The 13,972-nt window shown below is 54.4% G+C and carries 17 protein-coding genes; 9 read left to right on the top strand and 8 right to left on the bottom strand.

Annotation, left to right across the window (positions count from 1 at the left end; translation table 11 throughout):
* Positions 1–167 precede the first annotated feature (167 nt).
* From dmpI to PFER_RS04830, 5 genes are all read left to right on the top strand, one after another.
* The gene (gene dmpI / locus PFER_RS04850) at positions 168–353 is read left to right on the top strand and encodes a 4-oxalocrotonate tautomerase DmpI (protein WP_048149350.1); all 186 of its coding nucleotides are present in this window, start codon (positions 168–170) and stop codon (positions 351–353) included.
* Positions 350–1,954, top strand: coding sequence for an amidohydrolase (locus PFER_RS04845; protein WP_245612447.1), 1,605 nt, complete (start codon positions 350–352; stop codon positions 1,952–1,954). Before dmpI ends, PFER_RS04845 begins: the two co-directional genes overlap by 4 nt.
* 183 nt (positions 1,955–2,137) lie before the next feature.
* Positions 2,138–3,202: a hypothetical protein gene (locus PFER_RS04840; RefSeq protein ID WP_170218349.1), complete on the top strand. Its 1,065-nt coding sequence runs from the start codon at positions 2,138–2,140 to the stop codon at positions 3,200–3,202.
* A gap of 4 nt (positions 3,203–3,206) precedes the next feature.
* Positions 3,207–4,421 carry a hypothetical protein gene (locus PFER_RS04835; protein WP_048149344.1) on the top strand — a complete coding sequence of 405 codons (1,215 nt, stop codon included), beginning with the start codon at positions 3,207–3,209 and terminating at the stop codon, positions 4,419–4,421.
* A complete protein-coding gene (locus tag PFER_RS04830) occupies positions 4,418–5,626 on the top strand; it encodes a hypothetical protein (RefSeq protein ID WP_157255090.1) in 1,209 nt (402 codons plus the stop codon). The genes PFER_RS04835 and PFER_RS04830 overlap by 4 nt, the downstream gene beginning before the upstream one ends.
* Before the next feature lie 73 nt (positions 5,627–5,699).
* On the opposite strand, the gene PFER_RS04825 is transcribed toward PFER_RS04830, so the two are convergent.
* Together PFER_RS04825 and PFER_RS04820 are read right to left on the bottom strand one after the other, a co-directional pair.
* Positions 5,700–5,915 (bottom strand): heavy-metal-associated domain-containing protein, encoded by a 216-nt coding sequence (locus PFER_RS04825; protein ID WP_048149339.1) that lies wholly within the window; start codon positions 5,913–5,915, stop codon positions 5,700–5,702.
* Positions 5,916–6,011: 96 nt separating this feature from the next.
* Positions 6,012–7,085: a M24 family metallopeptidase gene (locus PFER_RS04820; RefSeq protein WP_048149338.1), complete on the bottom strand. Its 1,074-nt coding sequence runs from the start codon at positions 7,083–7,085 to the stop codon at positions 6,012–6,014.
* A gap of 245 nt (positions 7,086–7,330) precedes the next feature.
* Between PFER_RS04820 and PFER_RS04815 the strand changes: the two genes are divergently transcribed.
* The 4 genes from PFER_RS04815 to PFER_RS12410 all read left to right on the top strand — a co-directional run bounded on the left by PFER_RS04815 (position 7,331) and on the right by PFER_RS12410 (position 10,202).
* Positions 7,331–8,347, top strand: a complete 1,017-nt coding sequence (locus tag PFER_RS04815; protein WP_048149336.1) for a Kelch repeat-containing protein — start codon at positions 7,331–7,333, stop codon at positions 8,345–8,347.
* A gap of 156 nt (positions 8,348–8,503) precedes the next feature.
* Positions 8,504–9,088 carry a 50S ribosomal protein L15e gene (locus tag PFER_RS04810; protein ID WP_048149421.1) on the top strand — a complete coding sequence of 195 codons (585 nt, stop codon included), beginning with the start codon at positions 8,504–8,506 and terminating at the stop codon, positions 9,086–9,088.
* Positions 9,089–9,205: 117 nt separating this feature from the next.
* Positions 9,206–9,841 carry a hypothetical protein gene (locus PFER_RS12415; protein ID WP_245612445.1) on the top strand — a complete coding sequence of 212 codons (636 nt, stop codon included), beginning with the start codon at positions 9,206–9,208 and terminating at the stop codon, positions 9,839–9,841.
* Entirely contained in the window at positions 9,768–10,202 is a 435-nt protein-coding gene (locus PFER_RS12410) for a DUF389 domain-containing protein (protein ID WP_245612444.1), read from the top strand. The genes PFER_RS12415 and PFER_RS12410 overlap by 74 nt, the downstream gene beginning before the upstream one ends.
* On the opposite strand, the gene PFER_RS04800 is transcribed toward PFER_RS12410, so the two are convergent.
* The 6 genes from PFER_RS04800 to PFER_RS04775 are packed head-to-tail and all read right to left on the bottom strand — an operon-like array spanning position 10,199 to position 13,971.
* Entirely contained in the window at positions 10,199–10,960 is a 762-nt protein-coding gene (locus tag PFER_RS04800) for an energy-coupling factor transporter transmembrane component T family protein (protein WP_048149334.1), read from the bottom strand. The two genes, PFER_RS12410 and PFER_RS04800, sit on opposite strands and share 4 nt — an antisense overlap.
* On the bottom strand, positions 10,957–11,748 hold the full coding sequence (locus PFER_RS04795; protein WP_048149332.1) for an energy-coupling factor ABC transporter ATP-binding protein: 792 nt from the start codon (positions 11,746–11,748) through the stop codon (positions 10,957–10,959). The genes PFER_RS04800 and PFER_RS04795 overlap by 4 nt, the downstream gene beginning before the upstream one ends.
* A gap of 23 nt (positions 11,749–11,771) precedes the next feature.
* The gene (locus PFER_RS04790; protein ID WP_048149330.1) at positions 11,772–12,503 is read right to left on the bottom strand and encodes a biotin--[acetyl-CoA-carboxylase] ligase; all 732 of its coding nucleotides are present in this window, start codon (positions 12,501–12,503) and stop codon (positions 11,772–11,774) included.
* 3 nt (positions 12,504–12,506) lie between these two features.
* On the bottom strand, positions 12,507–12,866 hold the full coding sequence (locus PFER_RS04785) for a ribonuclease P protein component 2 (protein ID WP_048149328.1): 360 nt from the start codon (positions 12,864–12,866) through the stop codon (positions 12,507–12,509).
* A gap of 26 nt (positions 12,867–12,892) precedes the next feature.
* Positions 12,893–13,528, bottom strand: a complete 636-nt coding sequence (locus PFER_RS04780; RefSeq protein ID WP_048149326.1) for a Ribonuclease P protein component 3 — start codon at positions 13,526–13,528, stop codon at positions 12,893–12,895.
* Complete coding sequence (locus PFER_RS04775; protein ID WP_394296995.1) at positions 13,525–13,971, bottom strand: RNA-binding protein; 447 nt, start codon at positions 13,969–13,971, stop codon at positions 13,525–13,527. The genes PFER_RS04780 and PFER_RS04775 overlap by 4 nt, the downstream gene beginning before the upstream one ends.
* Position 13,972: the final 1 nt, after the last annotated feature.

Here is a 13,972-nt window from a genome sequence, read left to right as displayed (position 1 = left end):
CAGAATAGGCCGTAGGGGGCTTACTGTACGGACGAACGCATGTCCTGCCGCTGGAGAAGACACTCCCCCCTCATTGGCATCGGGCTTAGTTGCGGTTTTGAGTATTTAAAAGTTTTGGACACGCGAACCTTTTATACCATTTCGACGGGAATTTTAACGGTGATCATATGCCCACGGTTATCGTTGAGGGCCCGAAGATAGGTATCGAGGGGAAGAGGGAACTGGTCAGGAGGATAACGGAGGTCGTTAAAGACGTGTACGGAATACCCCATGTTACCGTGCTGATAAAGGAGAATCTCCCTGAAAACGTCGGCGTTGACGGTGAGCTCCTCTCTGACAGAAGAAGGGGGTGAAAGCGTTGATCACGGCGTTCGTTAATGGAAGGATTTACGTCTCATTCACTCCCGCGAGAAGTGTGGAAGCCCTTCTGGTGGCGTCTGACAGAGTTCTCTACGCAGGTTCGAGCAAGAGAGCAAGGAAAATCGCAGAAGACCTCGGTGGGGAGGTAGTTGACCTCAACGGAAAAACCGTCCTCCCGGGGTTCATTGACTCCCACCTCCACCTTGAGGAGCTCGGTATGGCCCTCGAGACCCTCGACCTGAGGGGCGTGAGAAGCATAGAGGAACTTAAGGAGAGGCTTGGGGAATACGCGAAAACCTCAACCACAAGCTGGATTCTCGGGCACGGCTGGGACCAGGAGCTCTTCGAGGAAAAGCGTTGGCCGACGAGGTGGGATATAGATGGTGTGGTGGAGGATAAGCCGGTGATGCTCTCACGGGTTTGCCTTCATGCGGCCCTTTTAAACACGAGGGCGATGGAGCTCGCGGGCCTCATAGATGCCGACCTCCCCGGCGTAGTTAGGGACGAGAAAGGGGAGGCAACGGGCGTAGTCAAGGAGGAAGCCTTTGAAATAGCGCGCGAGAAGTTCAAGAAGTCACTGACAGGGGAGGATTACGAACACTTCGTGAGGCTCGGGGCAGATTATGCCGCTTCCCTTGGAGTAACTGCCGTTGGGACAGTCAGCGTTGAGGAGAAAACCCTCAAAGCCCTTTCCAACCTTGAGGAGCGTGGGGAGCTTAAGGTGAGGGTCTTTGCTTACCTCGACCCCGGGAAGAGGGAGGTAAGCGAAGGGGGAATGTTCGGGAACCTCGAAACCCTCGAGGCCCTGAAGAGGCTCGGGGTAAAGCGGGGCTTCGGGAGGGGAAGGCTCAGGATAGCGGGGATAAAGGTACTCGCCGACGGCTCCCTGGGGGCGAGAACGGCGTGGCTGAGCGAGCCCTACAGCGACGCAGATACGAGGGGCTACCCAAACGTCTCGAAGGAGCTCCTCGGCAGAATCGTGGGGGAGGCGCATGAAGCCGGCCTCCAGATGGCGGTTCACGGCATAGGCGATGCCACGATAGACATGATACTCGATGCCTACTCCTCGCTCGAGAGTCCAGGAAGGCTGAGGCACCGCATTGAGCACGCCTCAATCCTTAGGCCGGATCAAGTTGAGAGGATGGCAGGGCTTGGGGTTGTAGCGAGTGTCCAGCCGCGTTTCGTCATAACCGACTGGTGGGTTGTGAAGCGCGTTGGAGAGCGAAGAGCGAAGTGGGTTTATCCCTTCAAAAGCATGCTCAGGGCTGGAATAGTCCTCGGCTTTGGTACGGACTCCCCGATAGAGCCCACAAACCCCTGGGAGACCGTCTACGCGGCGGTAACGCGCGGGAAGTACGAGGGGGTTGAGACGTACGAGCACACCAAAGGGGAGTGTCTGAGCCTCGAGGAGGCACTCTATGCCTACACCCACGGCTCCGCCTACGTTCTGGGCGCGGAGGAAGATTTAGGCACGCTCGAGGAGGGTAAGCTCGCGGACTTCGTCGTGGTTGATAGGGACCCCTTTGAGACCGATGAGAGGGAGCTGAAGGAGATAAAGGTGCTCGCGACCTACGTTGGCGGGGAGAGGGTTTAGATGTGGAGAGTATAACACCTGTCTTCTCCAGCTCTAGGGGTACTTCATTTATGAGTTTTTTTACTTTGGCTTCTTTTTGTCGGAGCTGTCCAAAAGGATGCAGTTGGAAAATATTATTTTTATTGTTGATTAAAATACAATTTGCAATAGAAAATTTTATAAAGTCTGGAGTTTTAACTCAGCGTGAGGTGGTCTACAGTGTGGAAGAAATTGTTTGGTTTGGTGCTAGGATTGTTGGTGTTTGAGACAGCACTGGGCACAGTGAGCGCTTCAGGTAGTGTTCAGGGATATTCCAATGCAACGGAGGTCTTCGATCGTGCGGAGTTGGATCTGATACAAAAAGAGCGTTTTGATCCGAGAGTGCAGGAGTATTATAAAATTCTTAAATTCATGGAGTTGAATGGGGTTAATACAAAAGACTTTTTATTAATGCTTGAGAGGAGGATTAGGGAGACTCATGAGATAATAACAACGGATGAGGCAATAGCGCTAGCCAAGCAGTATTATCAACAAAGAACTGGTAAGAGGATTGATGATAATGCCTTAAAGATTCTCACAGTGGAAGAACCCATTAAACCTATGGGTTCAACAGAAGTTGACACAATTTACGACATTTACGACCCTTCCAAGAAAATATACGTTCAAACACGCACCAAACTAAAATTTGATATCTTAGACGCTCAATATGTAGGAATGGCCACATACGTATACATAAAAGATGAGTATGTGGGTAAATCAACTCCCAAAGGAAATGGAATAATCCCTGAGCACTATGATTACACGTGGACAATGTATACCCCTCCTGAAGATGAGAAGAACTGGGTTCTAAATGATCTAAATCAGAAATACGGCATAACTGAAAATATGGTAGAAATGATACACATAAAATATTTTACCAATGCCAAAGCTAAAAGAGTCTATTATGAAGGATGGAGCTTAGGTATTAACATGGGCACCACGATTGCAGGATACATTGCATACTATTACAGCTGGATTGAGCTTTGGAGCGAAGCCAATTATTATCCGGATTCAGGAACATGGGATGGGGAAGGATATCCTAATGATCGTGATGGAGGAGCGGAAATAATTAAAAATAATGGGGAAGTACATACAAGTGCGGGATTTGCGATGGAAGGGTATACTCCGTATCCTATATTTTCCTACAGGGAATTTGGAGGTGGTTCTGAGACACATATCTCTTTAAAACTGTATTCTAGTATATGGCACCAGCAGCAAATCCAGAGGTGATTCAATGAAAAAGGCCTATCTTGCGCTCCCCATTTTTCTTCTCGTTGTGTTGGTGCTTTATTTCTCCCTTTCTGAAAGGCCCTGTGGTCTTGAAACGACCGAGTACTCCTTTGACGGCATAAAGAACGTGATTTTGAGCAACGGCCCTATAGTTGAGTCCGATGATGGCGTCCACATAATAGCCCCCGATGGAAGTGTGAAAACTTTGCCCAGGCCAAACGGCACAGTACTGGGTAACATCGGTGAATTCCTCGTGGTTGAGAGCGCTAACTACCTGGAGGTCATGGGGGAGAAAAGCCTCTTTAGAGCCCCGAAGAGCAAGGTTCTTCGAAAGGTTCTGGTGACGGGAGTGATAAACGAGACAATCCCCCTTGAATTCGGAGTAGGGGACGAATACCTGGCCCTGCTGGAGCCCCTTGATGACTACCACGTCCGGCTGACCTTCTACTATCCCGAATCCGGGAAAACCCTTAGGTACGTCCTAAGCGAAAATCCCAGGTTTCTCAAACTTCTCGTGAGGGGGAATGTCACAGTCCTCGGAGGCTATCCCGATTGGAACCTCTACTACTTCATCAACGGGAGCAGGGCCTACGGGACCAAAATCCCCGTGGAGTGCGGCTACGAGGATTACGGCGGCTTTACAATATGGCTCGGGGAAAAGGGGAGGGGCTACACGCTCACGAGCATGAACGGGACGGCGGGCTACTTTGATGGGCGGGGAGTTAGGACCGTTTCCCTAAATCCCCCGCACTGTTTCAGCCCCTCGGAGCGGGTGAGCCTCACCACGGCGGAGGGCGGCGTTGCCATTGGGGGCTGCCTCGTGCTCACAGTCCATGGAGATGAAGACTATCTCGGCTTCTACGACGTCAACCGCGCTGTTCCCGGGCTCGTCTTTAGGGCCCCCTACACGGCCGACCTCATTGGCTCGGGGGGCTACGTTCTGGCCCGCTATGATAGCGTTTCCGTGCTCTTCAACTGCACGGGGGAAGTTGAGAGAGTCCACCGGCCCTACGATGAGATCTATCCCTTCAGGGGTGGTTTTCTCTTGGTTGGCTACAATGGAGGCACAACCACTCTAACGTTCCTCCCATCGGAGAAAAAATTTGAGATGGAAGGTTTAAAGGTTATAGGAGTTTTAAACGGGAATATTGTGGGAATCAGGGGAGGAAAACTCCTTATTTTTAGTCCAGAGGTAGATGGGTGGAGGGATTCCACATGAAAAGGAGATACGTTGTTTTGGCATCCTCTGCGATAATCCTTCTCCTGCTGGCACTGTGGCCCCTTGACACACCATCTCCCGGAGTTGAGCATCAGGGTAATCGCACCATCATAAGCTACCCTTTTGATAGGATTGACAGTGTGGCAGTATCGAATGGGGTGATTGTGCGTTCCGGTGGAACCGCCTATTTGGTGAGGAAAGACAGCACCAGGGCTTATAGAATCGGGAGTGGGAAGATAGTGGGGGCCGTGGGGGAGTATATCGTAACTTACCTGAATTACAAGGTACACGTGAAACGTGCCAATGGTCTTATCTTGAACGACAAGTGGTCTAAGTCGCTGAAATTAGGGAGTTCCGTGGCCGTTGGGAGGGATTTTATCGTAACCGCGGAGCACGACGATAGGGAGCTGAAGGTGAACGTTCTCTTTTATTTCCCCGAGAGTGGGAAGAAAAAGGAGTACTCCTTCAGAAGCGACCGCAAAGGCACCGCGCCCAGGGCAGTGGCAAATGGGGAATACGCCGTTGTCGGAGTGCCCTATACGTGGAGGCTCTACTACTTCAAGGATGGCGAGCTCCTGTGGGAAGGTTCCCTCCCTGTGGAGTGCGGTTACGGGGATTATCCTTACTTCACCGTATTCCTCAATGAAGACGGCTCCGGTTACGTCATTTCGAGCGAGGGCTACGCGGTGGGCTACTTCAACTCCTCGGGCTTCGGGACGATAGGGTTGAACAGGGGTTACTGCCTCAGCTTTGCCAAGGAACCGCCCGAGAACCTAACCGTGGTTAGAGGGGCGGCGGTTTTTGACGGGTGTGTCGCTTTGATGACTTACATGGGAGAGGGCTCCGGTCTCTATTTTTATAGGGCCGGGCGGGACTATTACGCGGAAAACTTCACTTTCAAGGCGGACTTCACGACGAAGGTTCTAGCAGCTGGCGGTCGTCTCCTCGCCCTCTACAGGAACCATACCTCACTATTCAACTGCACCGGGGAGGTTCTCCGTGTTGAAGGGAGGTACGATGAGGCCTATCCCCTCGCTGACGGCTTCCTCCTCGTGCGCTACGAGGGGGATAAAACGCTCCTCCACATCATACCCTCAGGGGAAACCTACGAACTCGAGGGCGCTAGGGTGGTTGGAACCATTGATGAGGGGGTGGTGGGGATAAAGGGGAATAGGGTGCTGCTCCTAAAGCTCCAGCCGCAGTAAAACCCACAAGAAGTGCCAAAACCGTTTATACGCCCTGAGAAAAGTTGAGATGGTGAAAAGAGGGGAGTGGCCCTCAGCATCCGGCGGGGCCCATCTTCACGTTGAAGCCCCTCTCCCTTATGGCCTCCATTATCTCCCCAATGGTCACCCGTCTGGGGTTGAAATCTATGACCGCGGTTTTCCTTTCGAGGCTTATCTCTCCCATTACTCCCAGGCTCTCCAGTGCCTCCCGCACCTTCTCCAGAGAATCCTGTGACTCCATATCGGGTATAAGCAGAACGGCTTTCATCGAACCCCACCCCGTGTTTTTGTAGGGGCTTCCCCTTCATTAGCTTAACGGCCCTCCTAAATAGAGCTGAGCCGTAAAAAGGGTATTGGGGGGGTTTTAAAGAACCACGAGCTCCCTCTCTGCCTTGGTCAGCCGCTTCCCCCGGCCATCAATCACCGCAACGTCGTCCTCTATGCGAACCCCTCCGAGGCCTGGAAGATAGATCCCGGGTTCTATCGTGAAGGTCATCCTATCCTCGAGGACTACCTCACCGTCGGGCCCTATGAACGGCTCTTCGTGGACGTCAAGGCCTATCCCGTGGCCCGTTCTGTGGGTGAAGTACTCCCCATAACCGGCCTTCGCGATGGTTTCCCTGGCAGCTTTGTCTATCTCCTTCGCCTTCTTTCCTGCCCTTACTGATTTGTAGGCCTTTTCCTGGGCGTCTTTGACAACCTCGTAAACCTCAAGGAGCTTCTCATCGGGCCTTCCAACTGCTATCGTTCGCGTTATGTCCGAGCAGTAGCCCTTCCACTTTGCCCCGTAGTCGAGGATGACCATGTCCCCCTTCCTTATCCTCCTATCGCCAGGTGCGTGGTGGGGATTTGCCGCGTTCTCACTGCTGGCCACTATGGGTTCAAAGGAAATCCCATCGCTCAACTCCCTTATTTCGAGTTCAATTTTGAGGGCCAGCTCCCTCTCGCGCATTCCGAGAATGTCCCAGCTCAAAAGCTCCTCAAAGACGCGGTCAACGACCTTCGCCGCGTGCTTCATATTGTCGAGCTCCCATCTGTCCTTCCTCATGCGGAGCTCCCTCATCACGGAGCTTAATGGGTAGAACTCGAAGCCCCTGTTCCCGACGCGGAGGATGTTTATGAGCCAGTCGGCCCTCATCGTATCCTCGACGAGAATCCTCCCGGAAATTCCGAGCTCTCCTAAGAGCCACGCGAGCTTCTCGTAGGGGTTCTCTCCATCGCGCCAGAACGTGACGGGGAAGTTCACAATGGTGTTTTCATAGAGACCCGGTGCGAGCAGCTGATATTCACCTTCGGAGCTCACGAGGAGGAGGGTAAGCCTCTCCCCCGCCTCGTGGATGTGGAGACCCGTGAGGTAGTACAGGTTCGAGCCGGGGCTTATGAGGGCGCCGTCGTATCCAGTCGTGTTCATGAGCTTTAAAAAGCGGTCAAGCCTCATTCTATCACCTCACAAATGTTCGTGTAATCCCTTAAAGCTTTTTCATTTTGACATGGGATGTATATATTTGTCCATTCTTTTACTCTGGTTTCTTTCGGCTGGAGCAAGTTTTATAACTATTTATTTTGGTTTAAAAATAACCCAAATTAAAAGAAAAAATTATAAGGGTTACTGCCTCAGAGGGAGGAGAGGGAGACAATGTTTAAAATAGGATGACGGAAATACCACCACGGGGAGGATGAAAAATGAAAAGACCCCTCCCATTTTTTCTCATTTTGCTCCTGCTCCTAACGGGCATTGCAGCTGTAAAGATACTGGAGAATGAGTACCTTGACGGCATTGAGGAAGGTACCTTCGGAGGAGTCCCAAAACTCGATGACAGCGTTTACCTTCACGCCCGTTTTGCCGTATGGACCGGGAAAGAAATTGTTGTGGGGGCGGATGTTCTTAGCAAAGAAACGGATACCAAAGAATTCCGAATTTACAAGATTTATGGAGAGAAGAAAAAGGTTGCCCTGAGAATTCCCATTGGAGAGAAACCAATTCCCGGTGAGACTGCCGCCTGGACGGGAAAGGAAGTCATCATCTTCGGGGGCACTGAAAACGAGGGGACGGCGTATGAAACACCCGATGTGTACTTATACAACCCCGAAACAAATCAGCTGACGACCCTGAACGTCTCCTTGCCGTATCCCAATTCGGGCAAAGCCGCACTATGGGACGGGAGGTACGTATACCTATTCTTAAAATCATTTGATTTAGAGGAAAGGTTCGTTTACAGGTTTGATCCGGATAACCCGGGACTTGAAATGTTAAACGTCACGTATCCCGATGGATTCGATAACCCCGGAACGTGTAAGTACTCCACGGTGTGGTACAGAGGGCGAGGCTACCTCGTGTTCCGGGACAGGATAGCCCTGTTCGACCCGCAGTCACTCTCGTTCGAGTGGCTTAACGTGACCTTGCCCACGAAATATTACGCCCGAAGCGCGGTTGCCACAGACGATGGCATCTTCATATTCGGTGGCTTCCTAACGTGGGAGAACTTCAGCACGGAGATCTTCAAATTCAGTCCCGAGGAGAACTCGGTGGAGAAAATGAAGAGCGAACTTCCGTTTCCCCTCGCCCAGGCTCCCGTTGTTTGGGATGGGAGGTATATCTATTTAATCGGTGGATACAGCAACGGTAGGGATGTCAATGCGATAATCACATACGACTACAGGTCGGATAAAGTGCTTTTAGTTGATGAAAAGCGGGGCTGAAGTTCCGGCTGTTCACAGGGTTTGAGAACATTTGAGGTTCAGCACCTAATTCCGCAACCCTTAAAAACCCAACCTCGAACTTCCCATGACTTGGCGGGGTAGACCCGCGGGATGTTCCCGTAAGGGAGAACCACAAACATGGAAGGAGGGAACGAGATGGGAATGTACAAGTACATAAGGGAAGCCTGGAAGGCCCCGAAGGAGAGCTACGTTAAGGAGCTCCTCAGGAGCAGGATGATAAAGTGGAGGAGAGAGCCTTCAGTTACAAGGATTGAGAGGCCCACGAGGCTTGACCGCGCTAGAAACCTCGGCTATCAGGCAAAGCAGGGCTACGTCGTCGTTAGGGTTCGCGTGAGGAGGGGAGGAAGGAAGAGGCCCAGGTGGAAGGGCGGCAGGAAGCCCTCCAAGATGGGTATGGTGAGGTACTCCCCCAAGAAGAGCCTCCAGTGGATAGCCGAGGAGAGGGCAGCGAGGAAGTACCCGAACCTCGAGGTTCTCAACTCCTACTGGGTCGGCGAGGACGGTATGTACAAGTGGTTTGAGGTCATCATGGTTGACCCGCATCACCCCGTCATCAAGAGCGACCCGAAGATAGCGTGGATAGCCGGCAAGGCCCACAAGGGACGCGTCTTCCGCGGTCTGACCTCCGCTGGAAAGAAGAGCAGGGGACTTAGGAACAAGGGTAAGGGTGCCGAGAAGGTCAGGCCCAGCATAAGGGCCAACAAGGGCAGGGGCAAGTGAAGCCCCTTCCATTCTTCTTCTGGATTTTCAGGTTTTGTGCCGTTGATACTTCTTTTACCCCCAAAAAGCGTGCCGGAAACGTTATTAGGCGCGAGCCCTACACCTCCATGATGTCCCATGCTGCGCCTTGAGCTCTACTGCGCGGAAAACGAGGGGGAGAAGGTATCGGAGATTCTCTCCCGCTGGAAGGTGCAGTTCTACGTTGAGGAGGTACGGGGCAGCGGCGAGGTTGTTTTGAGGTTCACCGCTCTGGTTCCCGAGTTCGCCATAAACGACCTTGTGGACGAGCTCATGAAGTCGGTGGACCTCCGCAGGGTGAATTCCTCGATAACGTGGGCCCCCGTTAGCGGCAGGTCCGTCAAGTACTCCAACTCCGTAAGGGCCCTCCAGAAGTTCAGGGGGCGCTGGACGATGGCGGACATAGAGGGGCTCGTGGAAAAGGCCAACAGGCAGGCGGAGGTTGACCCGATTCAGCTGACCCTCGGGGCGGTGGCTTCTATAATAGCCCTCTTCGGCCTGATAAACGAGAGCGTCGTTATGATCATCTCCGCCATGCTTCTCTCGCCCATCCTCGGGCCACTCTACGGCTTCTCCCTCAACATCGTCATGGGGAAGGGACGCACTGAAGGCTGTTTACTCCATTCTAAAGCTCCTTGGGGTTGTATTCACCTCATCCCTTGTGGTCTCGCTCCTTATGAGGTCTCTCTCCCTCATGCCGCCCGCTCCCACGGGGGAAATCCTCGCGAGGGGTGAATCGGGCCTCGTGTACATAGTGCTGGCCATAATCCTTGGCTACGCCGGGGTGGTTGCGATAGTGAGCAGAATCCCGGAGATACTTGCGGGGGTATCCATAGCGGCCGCTCTCGTTCCCCCGACGACGGTTGTGGGGATATCCCTCGCCATGGGCTGGTTGGAGGTCTTCAGGGGCTCCCTGATACTCACCGCGGAGAACGTACTCGGCCTTTTGAGCGGCTCCCTGCTCTCCCTCTACATCCTCAACGTCTCACCGAGGAGCTACTACGAGAAGAGGGCCGCGAAGCTCTACACCAAAAGGACGATGCTCGTTATGGGGCTGATGCTTAGTGCTCTCCTCGCCATGGAGCTCATGAGCTAAAACCTCAACTCAACGTGGCCGAGGCCGTAGCGGTAGCGCAGAAACATCAGCACGGCAAAACCGGCCATCAGAACGGCCAGCGCGGCGTAGTCCCTTCCCTTCATCTCGATATCGTGGAGGAGCGTCCTCTTCTTCCCCGCCCCGAAGCCCCTGCTCTCAAGGGCTATAGCCAGCTCGTGGGCCGTTTTTATGGAGGACACTATTAGGGGTACGAGGATCGGGACGGTCTTCCTCGCCCTCTGAAGGAAGTTACCCTTCTCCAGCTCAAGGCCCCTGGCCTTCTGGGCGTCCATTATGTTGGTGGCGAGAATGTAGAGGGTTGGGATGTAGCGGAGGGCTATCGTGAGGGTCAGGCCTATCTCGTAGGGCATGCCGAGTTTTATGAAGCCGAGCACGAGTTCCTTCTGCTTCGTGGTCAGCAGGAGGGAGAAGGTTATCAAAGCCATGCTCCCGAGGCGGAAGGCGTAGCCCGCGCCAAAGAGAAGGCCGAAGAGCGGGGGCTTTAAAATGAAGGGCCATATGGCAGCGGTGATAATCATTAGGGGAAGGAGGGGCTTTAGAACCCTCCACTGCTCCCCCAGCGTTATCCTCCCCAGGAGCCTGAGGCCCGCGATGAGCATTAGGAAGAGGGCGCCGAGGAGGTAAGGGCTGTTGAAGGTCACCACCGCGACGATACCAAGGAAAGCGCCGATTATCTTAACCCTAGGGTCGAGGGAGTGAAGGAGCGAATCCCTCTGGACGTAGAGGTTGTATATCACGGCAGCTCCCTCCCCAGCCGCTCTATGAACTCGTCCACGCTCCTGACAAAGCCAATCCCCGCCCTTTCGGCTATCTTCAGGAGGGAGGGCTTTTCAAGTCCGTGCATCCTCAGGTCGAGGGAGAAAAACTCTTCCGGAAGGCCCTCGAAGATTTTCCTGCCGTTCTGGAGCATCACGACCCTCTCCGCCAGCTCAAGGACGAGCTCCATCTCGTGGGTTATGAGAACTATCCCGTGGCCATCATCGTGGAGCCTCCTTATGACCTCCTTAACGCTGGCCGCGCTCCTCTCGTCCAGACCCGTCGTTGGCTCGTCCAGAACGAGGTACTTCGGCCTCATAGCCAGAACGCACGCTATCGCCAGCCTCTGCTTCTCCCCACCGCTCAGGGAGTAGGGGCTCCTGTCCTCGTAGCCCCGAAGGTTGACCACGTCTAGGGCCCACTTCACCCTCTCCTCCACCTCATCCTCGCTCAGCCCGAGGTTCCTCGGCCCGAAAGCGACCTCCTTGAAAACGTTCTCCTCGAAGAACATGTGCTCGGGGTTCTGAAAAACGTAGCCCACCTTTCTGCTCAGCTCCGCCACGCTCGCCTCTCTAGTGTCCACACCGTCCACCAGAACCTCCCCCGAGGTTGGCTTGAGCAAACCGTTGAGGTGCTTCGCCAGCGTTGTCTTTCCGCTTCCGTTGGGCCCCACTAACGCCACTATCTCCTCGCCCACGGTGAGGTAAACCCCTTTCAGTGCCTCCTTTCCATCGGGGTAGGTGTGGTGAAGGTTCCTTACCTCTATCATCTCTCAAAACTTCAGGGCCGGACTTAAAAAGGTGTGGGCTGGAGGGCCTTCACGAGCTCATCGAAAAGCCTCCGGGCAAACCCCAGAAGGCTCACCCTCTCCCCCAGTTCCGTTGAGAGCGATGTGCCCCCCTGGGGAACGGGGTTGTTTACGTTCACTCCCACCCCGAGGATGGCGAACCTCACCATGTCGGCCTCCCCGAAGGCCTCCACGAGGGTTCCCGCTATCTTCCTTCCCTCAACGAAGACGTCGCCGTTATCTGCCACCGCCTCAATCCCCATCTCGCCAATGACCCCCGCGACCACTTCCGCCGCCCGTATGGAGAGCTCCCTAACCCTCTCAAGGGGGAGGCGGGGCCTCAGGAGCACGGAGAAGTAGAGGCCGCCGGGGGGAGATTCCCACTCCCTGCCCACCCTTCCCCTGCCCGAGCTCTGCCGTCCCGCTATGACGAGGGCAAATTCCTCCCTCTCGGCCAGCTTTCTCGCCTCGTCCATGGTTGAATGGGTAACTGGGAGGTAGTAGGCCTTAACGTCCAGCTCCCAGGGATAGGGAACGTCCGCCTCGCCAAGAAGCCTGTATCCCCTGGGTGTGGATTCTATGGTGTAGCCGAGTTCGTTTAGTTCTTTAACGTGCTTCCACACTGCTATCCTCGAAACGCCGCACTCCCTGGCTACCTCTTCACCGGAAACGTATTCCTTCTCCCGGAGAAGCTGCAGGAGCCTCCGCCTAACCGGAGAATCGCGGAGGGGCTTCACACTTCACCACCCGAATTCCCTGAGGAACTTGAGCCTGAGCCTCCTTATGGTTCCCGAGACTCCGAGAACCCTGAAAGCTGCCTTGGAGCCGTTTATCTCCGTTATGAGCGCGAGGGCGAAGCGTACCTCTTCGACGTGCCTTCTGTCGCACCGCACTATTCCCGTCTGGCTCTTCTCGTTGAACTTTATGAACCACGGTTTTGCCCGCGCGCTCCCGAGGGTTCCGAGCGTTGAGAGCGCCGCCTCCCAGACGGCGTTCTTTATCTCCTTGGAGGAAAAGGGCCTCTCACCGATAACCTGGATGGCCAGATACCTGTGCTTGTCCCTTAGGGTCGGTGGGAGGGTCTTCGGCTTCTCGCTCATGGGGGAGGGATTGGAGGCGGGGTTTATTAAGTTTGCCTGAGGAGCATCCTCTCCGGGAAAACCGTTAGGGAGGCCTTGGCCTGGGGTAAGTCCATCCCGAGGGCGACGCCGAAGCTCACGAGGTCCCGCGGATCTCTAACGCCCCATCTGGTTTCAGCCGAACTCGTTATGAACCTTGGGGCGCGGTACTTCTCAATGAGGCGCCAGTTGCGCATCATCTCCCTCAGCATCGCAGCCTTCTCGTAGGGGTTAGCCCTGAGGAGGGGCGCCAAGGAAAAGCCTATCGCGACGTCGTTTTTGGCCGCGAGACGTGCCAGGACGTGATCCAACCCCGAATCCCTCCTCCCGAACTCCGGGCTTATGAGCGCATCAACACCACTCTCCAGCGCGAAGCGGTTCACCCTAAGGTTCCCGCCCTGCACGTAGATTAGGGCCTTTAGGTTCCGCCTCTTAACCTCCCTGATCAGGGATGGCTTCGTGGTCTCTATTAGGAGGGCAACGTGGTCGTACTTCCCGCGGAGCTCCCTAAGCTCCTCCTTGAGCTTTCCGTAGTCGGGGCTCTTCTCGAGGCGGAGAACCTTAGTGTAAACCACCTCGTCGAAGAGCTCCTCCGCCCTCTCGTAGGCCTCCTCGCTCCTCACGTCCGGCTCAACCCATCTCATCCCGCCAGCCACTCCTCAACCGCTTTCACAACGCTTTCCTTCCTCATGGGGAACGCCTTGACCTTGACCATGACCTTGATGACGTCCTCGCCCTCGGCCACTTCCGCCTCCCCGAGGTAGGCCTTCTGCTTGTCGAAGCGGATGTAGAGTGTCCCGTCCTCGTCAACCTTCTCGTCGAGGTGCTCGAGGATGTAGTCCACATCATCCTCCGTGAGGAGGCTCTTCAGGTGTTTCAGAAAGGCCCTGACGGCCTTTGAGCGCTTTATCTCCGCGGTAACAACTTTGATGGGGTTGCCGAAGTAACCCTCCGTTGATACCACCTCGAAGTTCACGTCCTCATCGTCAATCTCACCGGGGATAAAGGTTGAGAGCGCCTCGAGCACCTTGTCCTCGTCCTCGGTTGCGTGTATGAAGGTGCTTATCCTCACATGGTGTGCCTGCATT

It is taken from the genome of Palaeococcus ferrophilus DSM 13482 (assembly GCF_000966265.1).
In the GTDB taxonomy this organism is placed as follows: domain Archaea; phylum Methanobacteriota_B; class Thermococci; order Thermococcales; family Thermococcaceae; genus Palaeococcus; species Palaeococcus ferrophilus.
Note: the sequence above shows the minus strand (reverse complement) of the source record. Positions and strands in the feature narration are given on the sequence as shown.

Bases quoted from the DNA above. Each gene is read 5' to 3' on its own strand.
- dmpI (WP_048149350.1), top strand. From the start codon at position 168: ATGCCCACGGTTATCGTTGAGGGCCCGAAGATAGGTATCGAGGGGAAG.
- PFER_RS04835 (WP_048149344.1), top strand. From the start codon at position 3,207: ATGAAAAAGGCCTATCTTGCGCTCCCCATTTTTCTTCTCGTTGTGTTG.
- PFER_RS04830 (WP_157255090.1), top strand. From the start codon at position 4,418: ATGAAAAGGAGATACGTTGTTTTGGCATCCTCTGCGATAATCCTTCTC.
- PFER_RS04825 (WP_048149339.1), bottom strand. From the start codon at position 5,915: ATGAAAGCCGTTCTGCTTATACCCGATATGGAGTCACAGGATTCTCTG.
- PFER_RS04820 (WP_048149338.1), bottom strand. From the start codon at position 7,085: ATGAGGCTTGACCGCTTTTTAAAGCTCATGAACACGACTGGATACGAC.
- PFER_RS04815 (WP_048149336.1), top strand. From the start codon at position 7,331: ATGAAAAGACCCCTCCCATTTTTTCTCATTTTGCTCCTGCTCCTAACG.
- PFER_RS04810 (WP_048149421.1), top strand. From the start codon at position 8,504: ATGGGAATGTACAAGTACATAAGGGAAGCCTGGAAGGCCCCGAAGGAG.
- PFER_RS12415 (WP_245612445.1), top strand. From the start codon at position 9,206: ATGCTGCGCCTTGAGCTCTACTGCGCGGAAAACGAGGGGGAGAAGGTA.
- PFER_RS04795 (WP_048149332.1), bottom strand. From the start codon at position 11,748: ATGATAGAGGTAAGGAACCTTCACCACACCTACCCCGATGGAAAGGAG.
- PFER_RS04785 (WP_048149328.1), bottom strand. From the start codon at position 12,866: ATGAGCGAGAAGCCGAAGACCCTCCCACCGACCCTAAGGGACAAGCAC.
- PFER_RS04780 (WP_048149326.1), bottom strand. From the start codon at position 13,528: ATGAGATGGGTTGAGCCGGACGTGAGGAGCGAGGAGGCCTACGAGAGG.
- PFER_RS04775 (WP_394296995.1), bottom strand. From the start codon at position 13,971: ATGCAGGCACACCATGTGAGGATAAGCACCTTCATACACGCAACCGAG.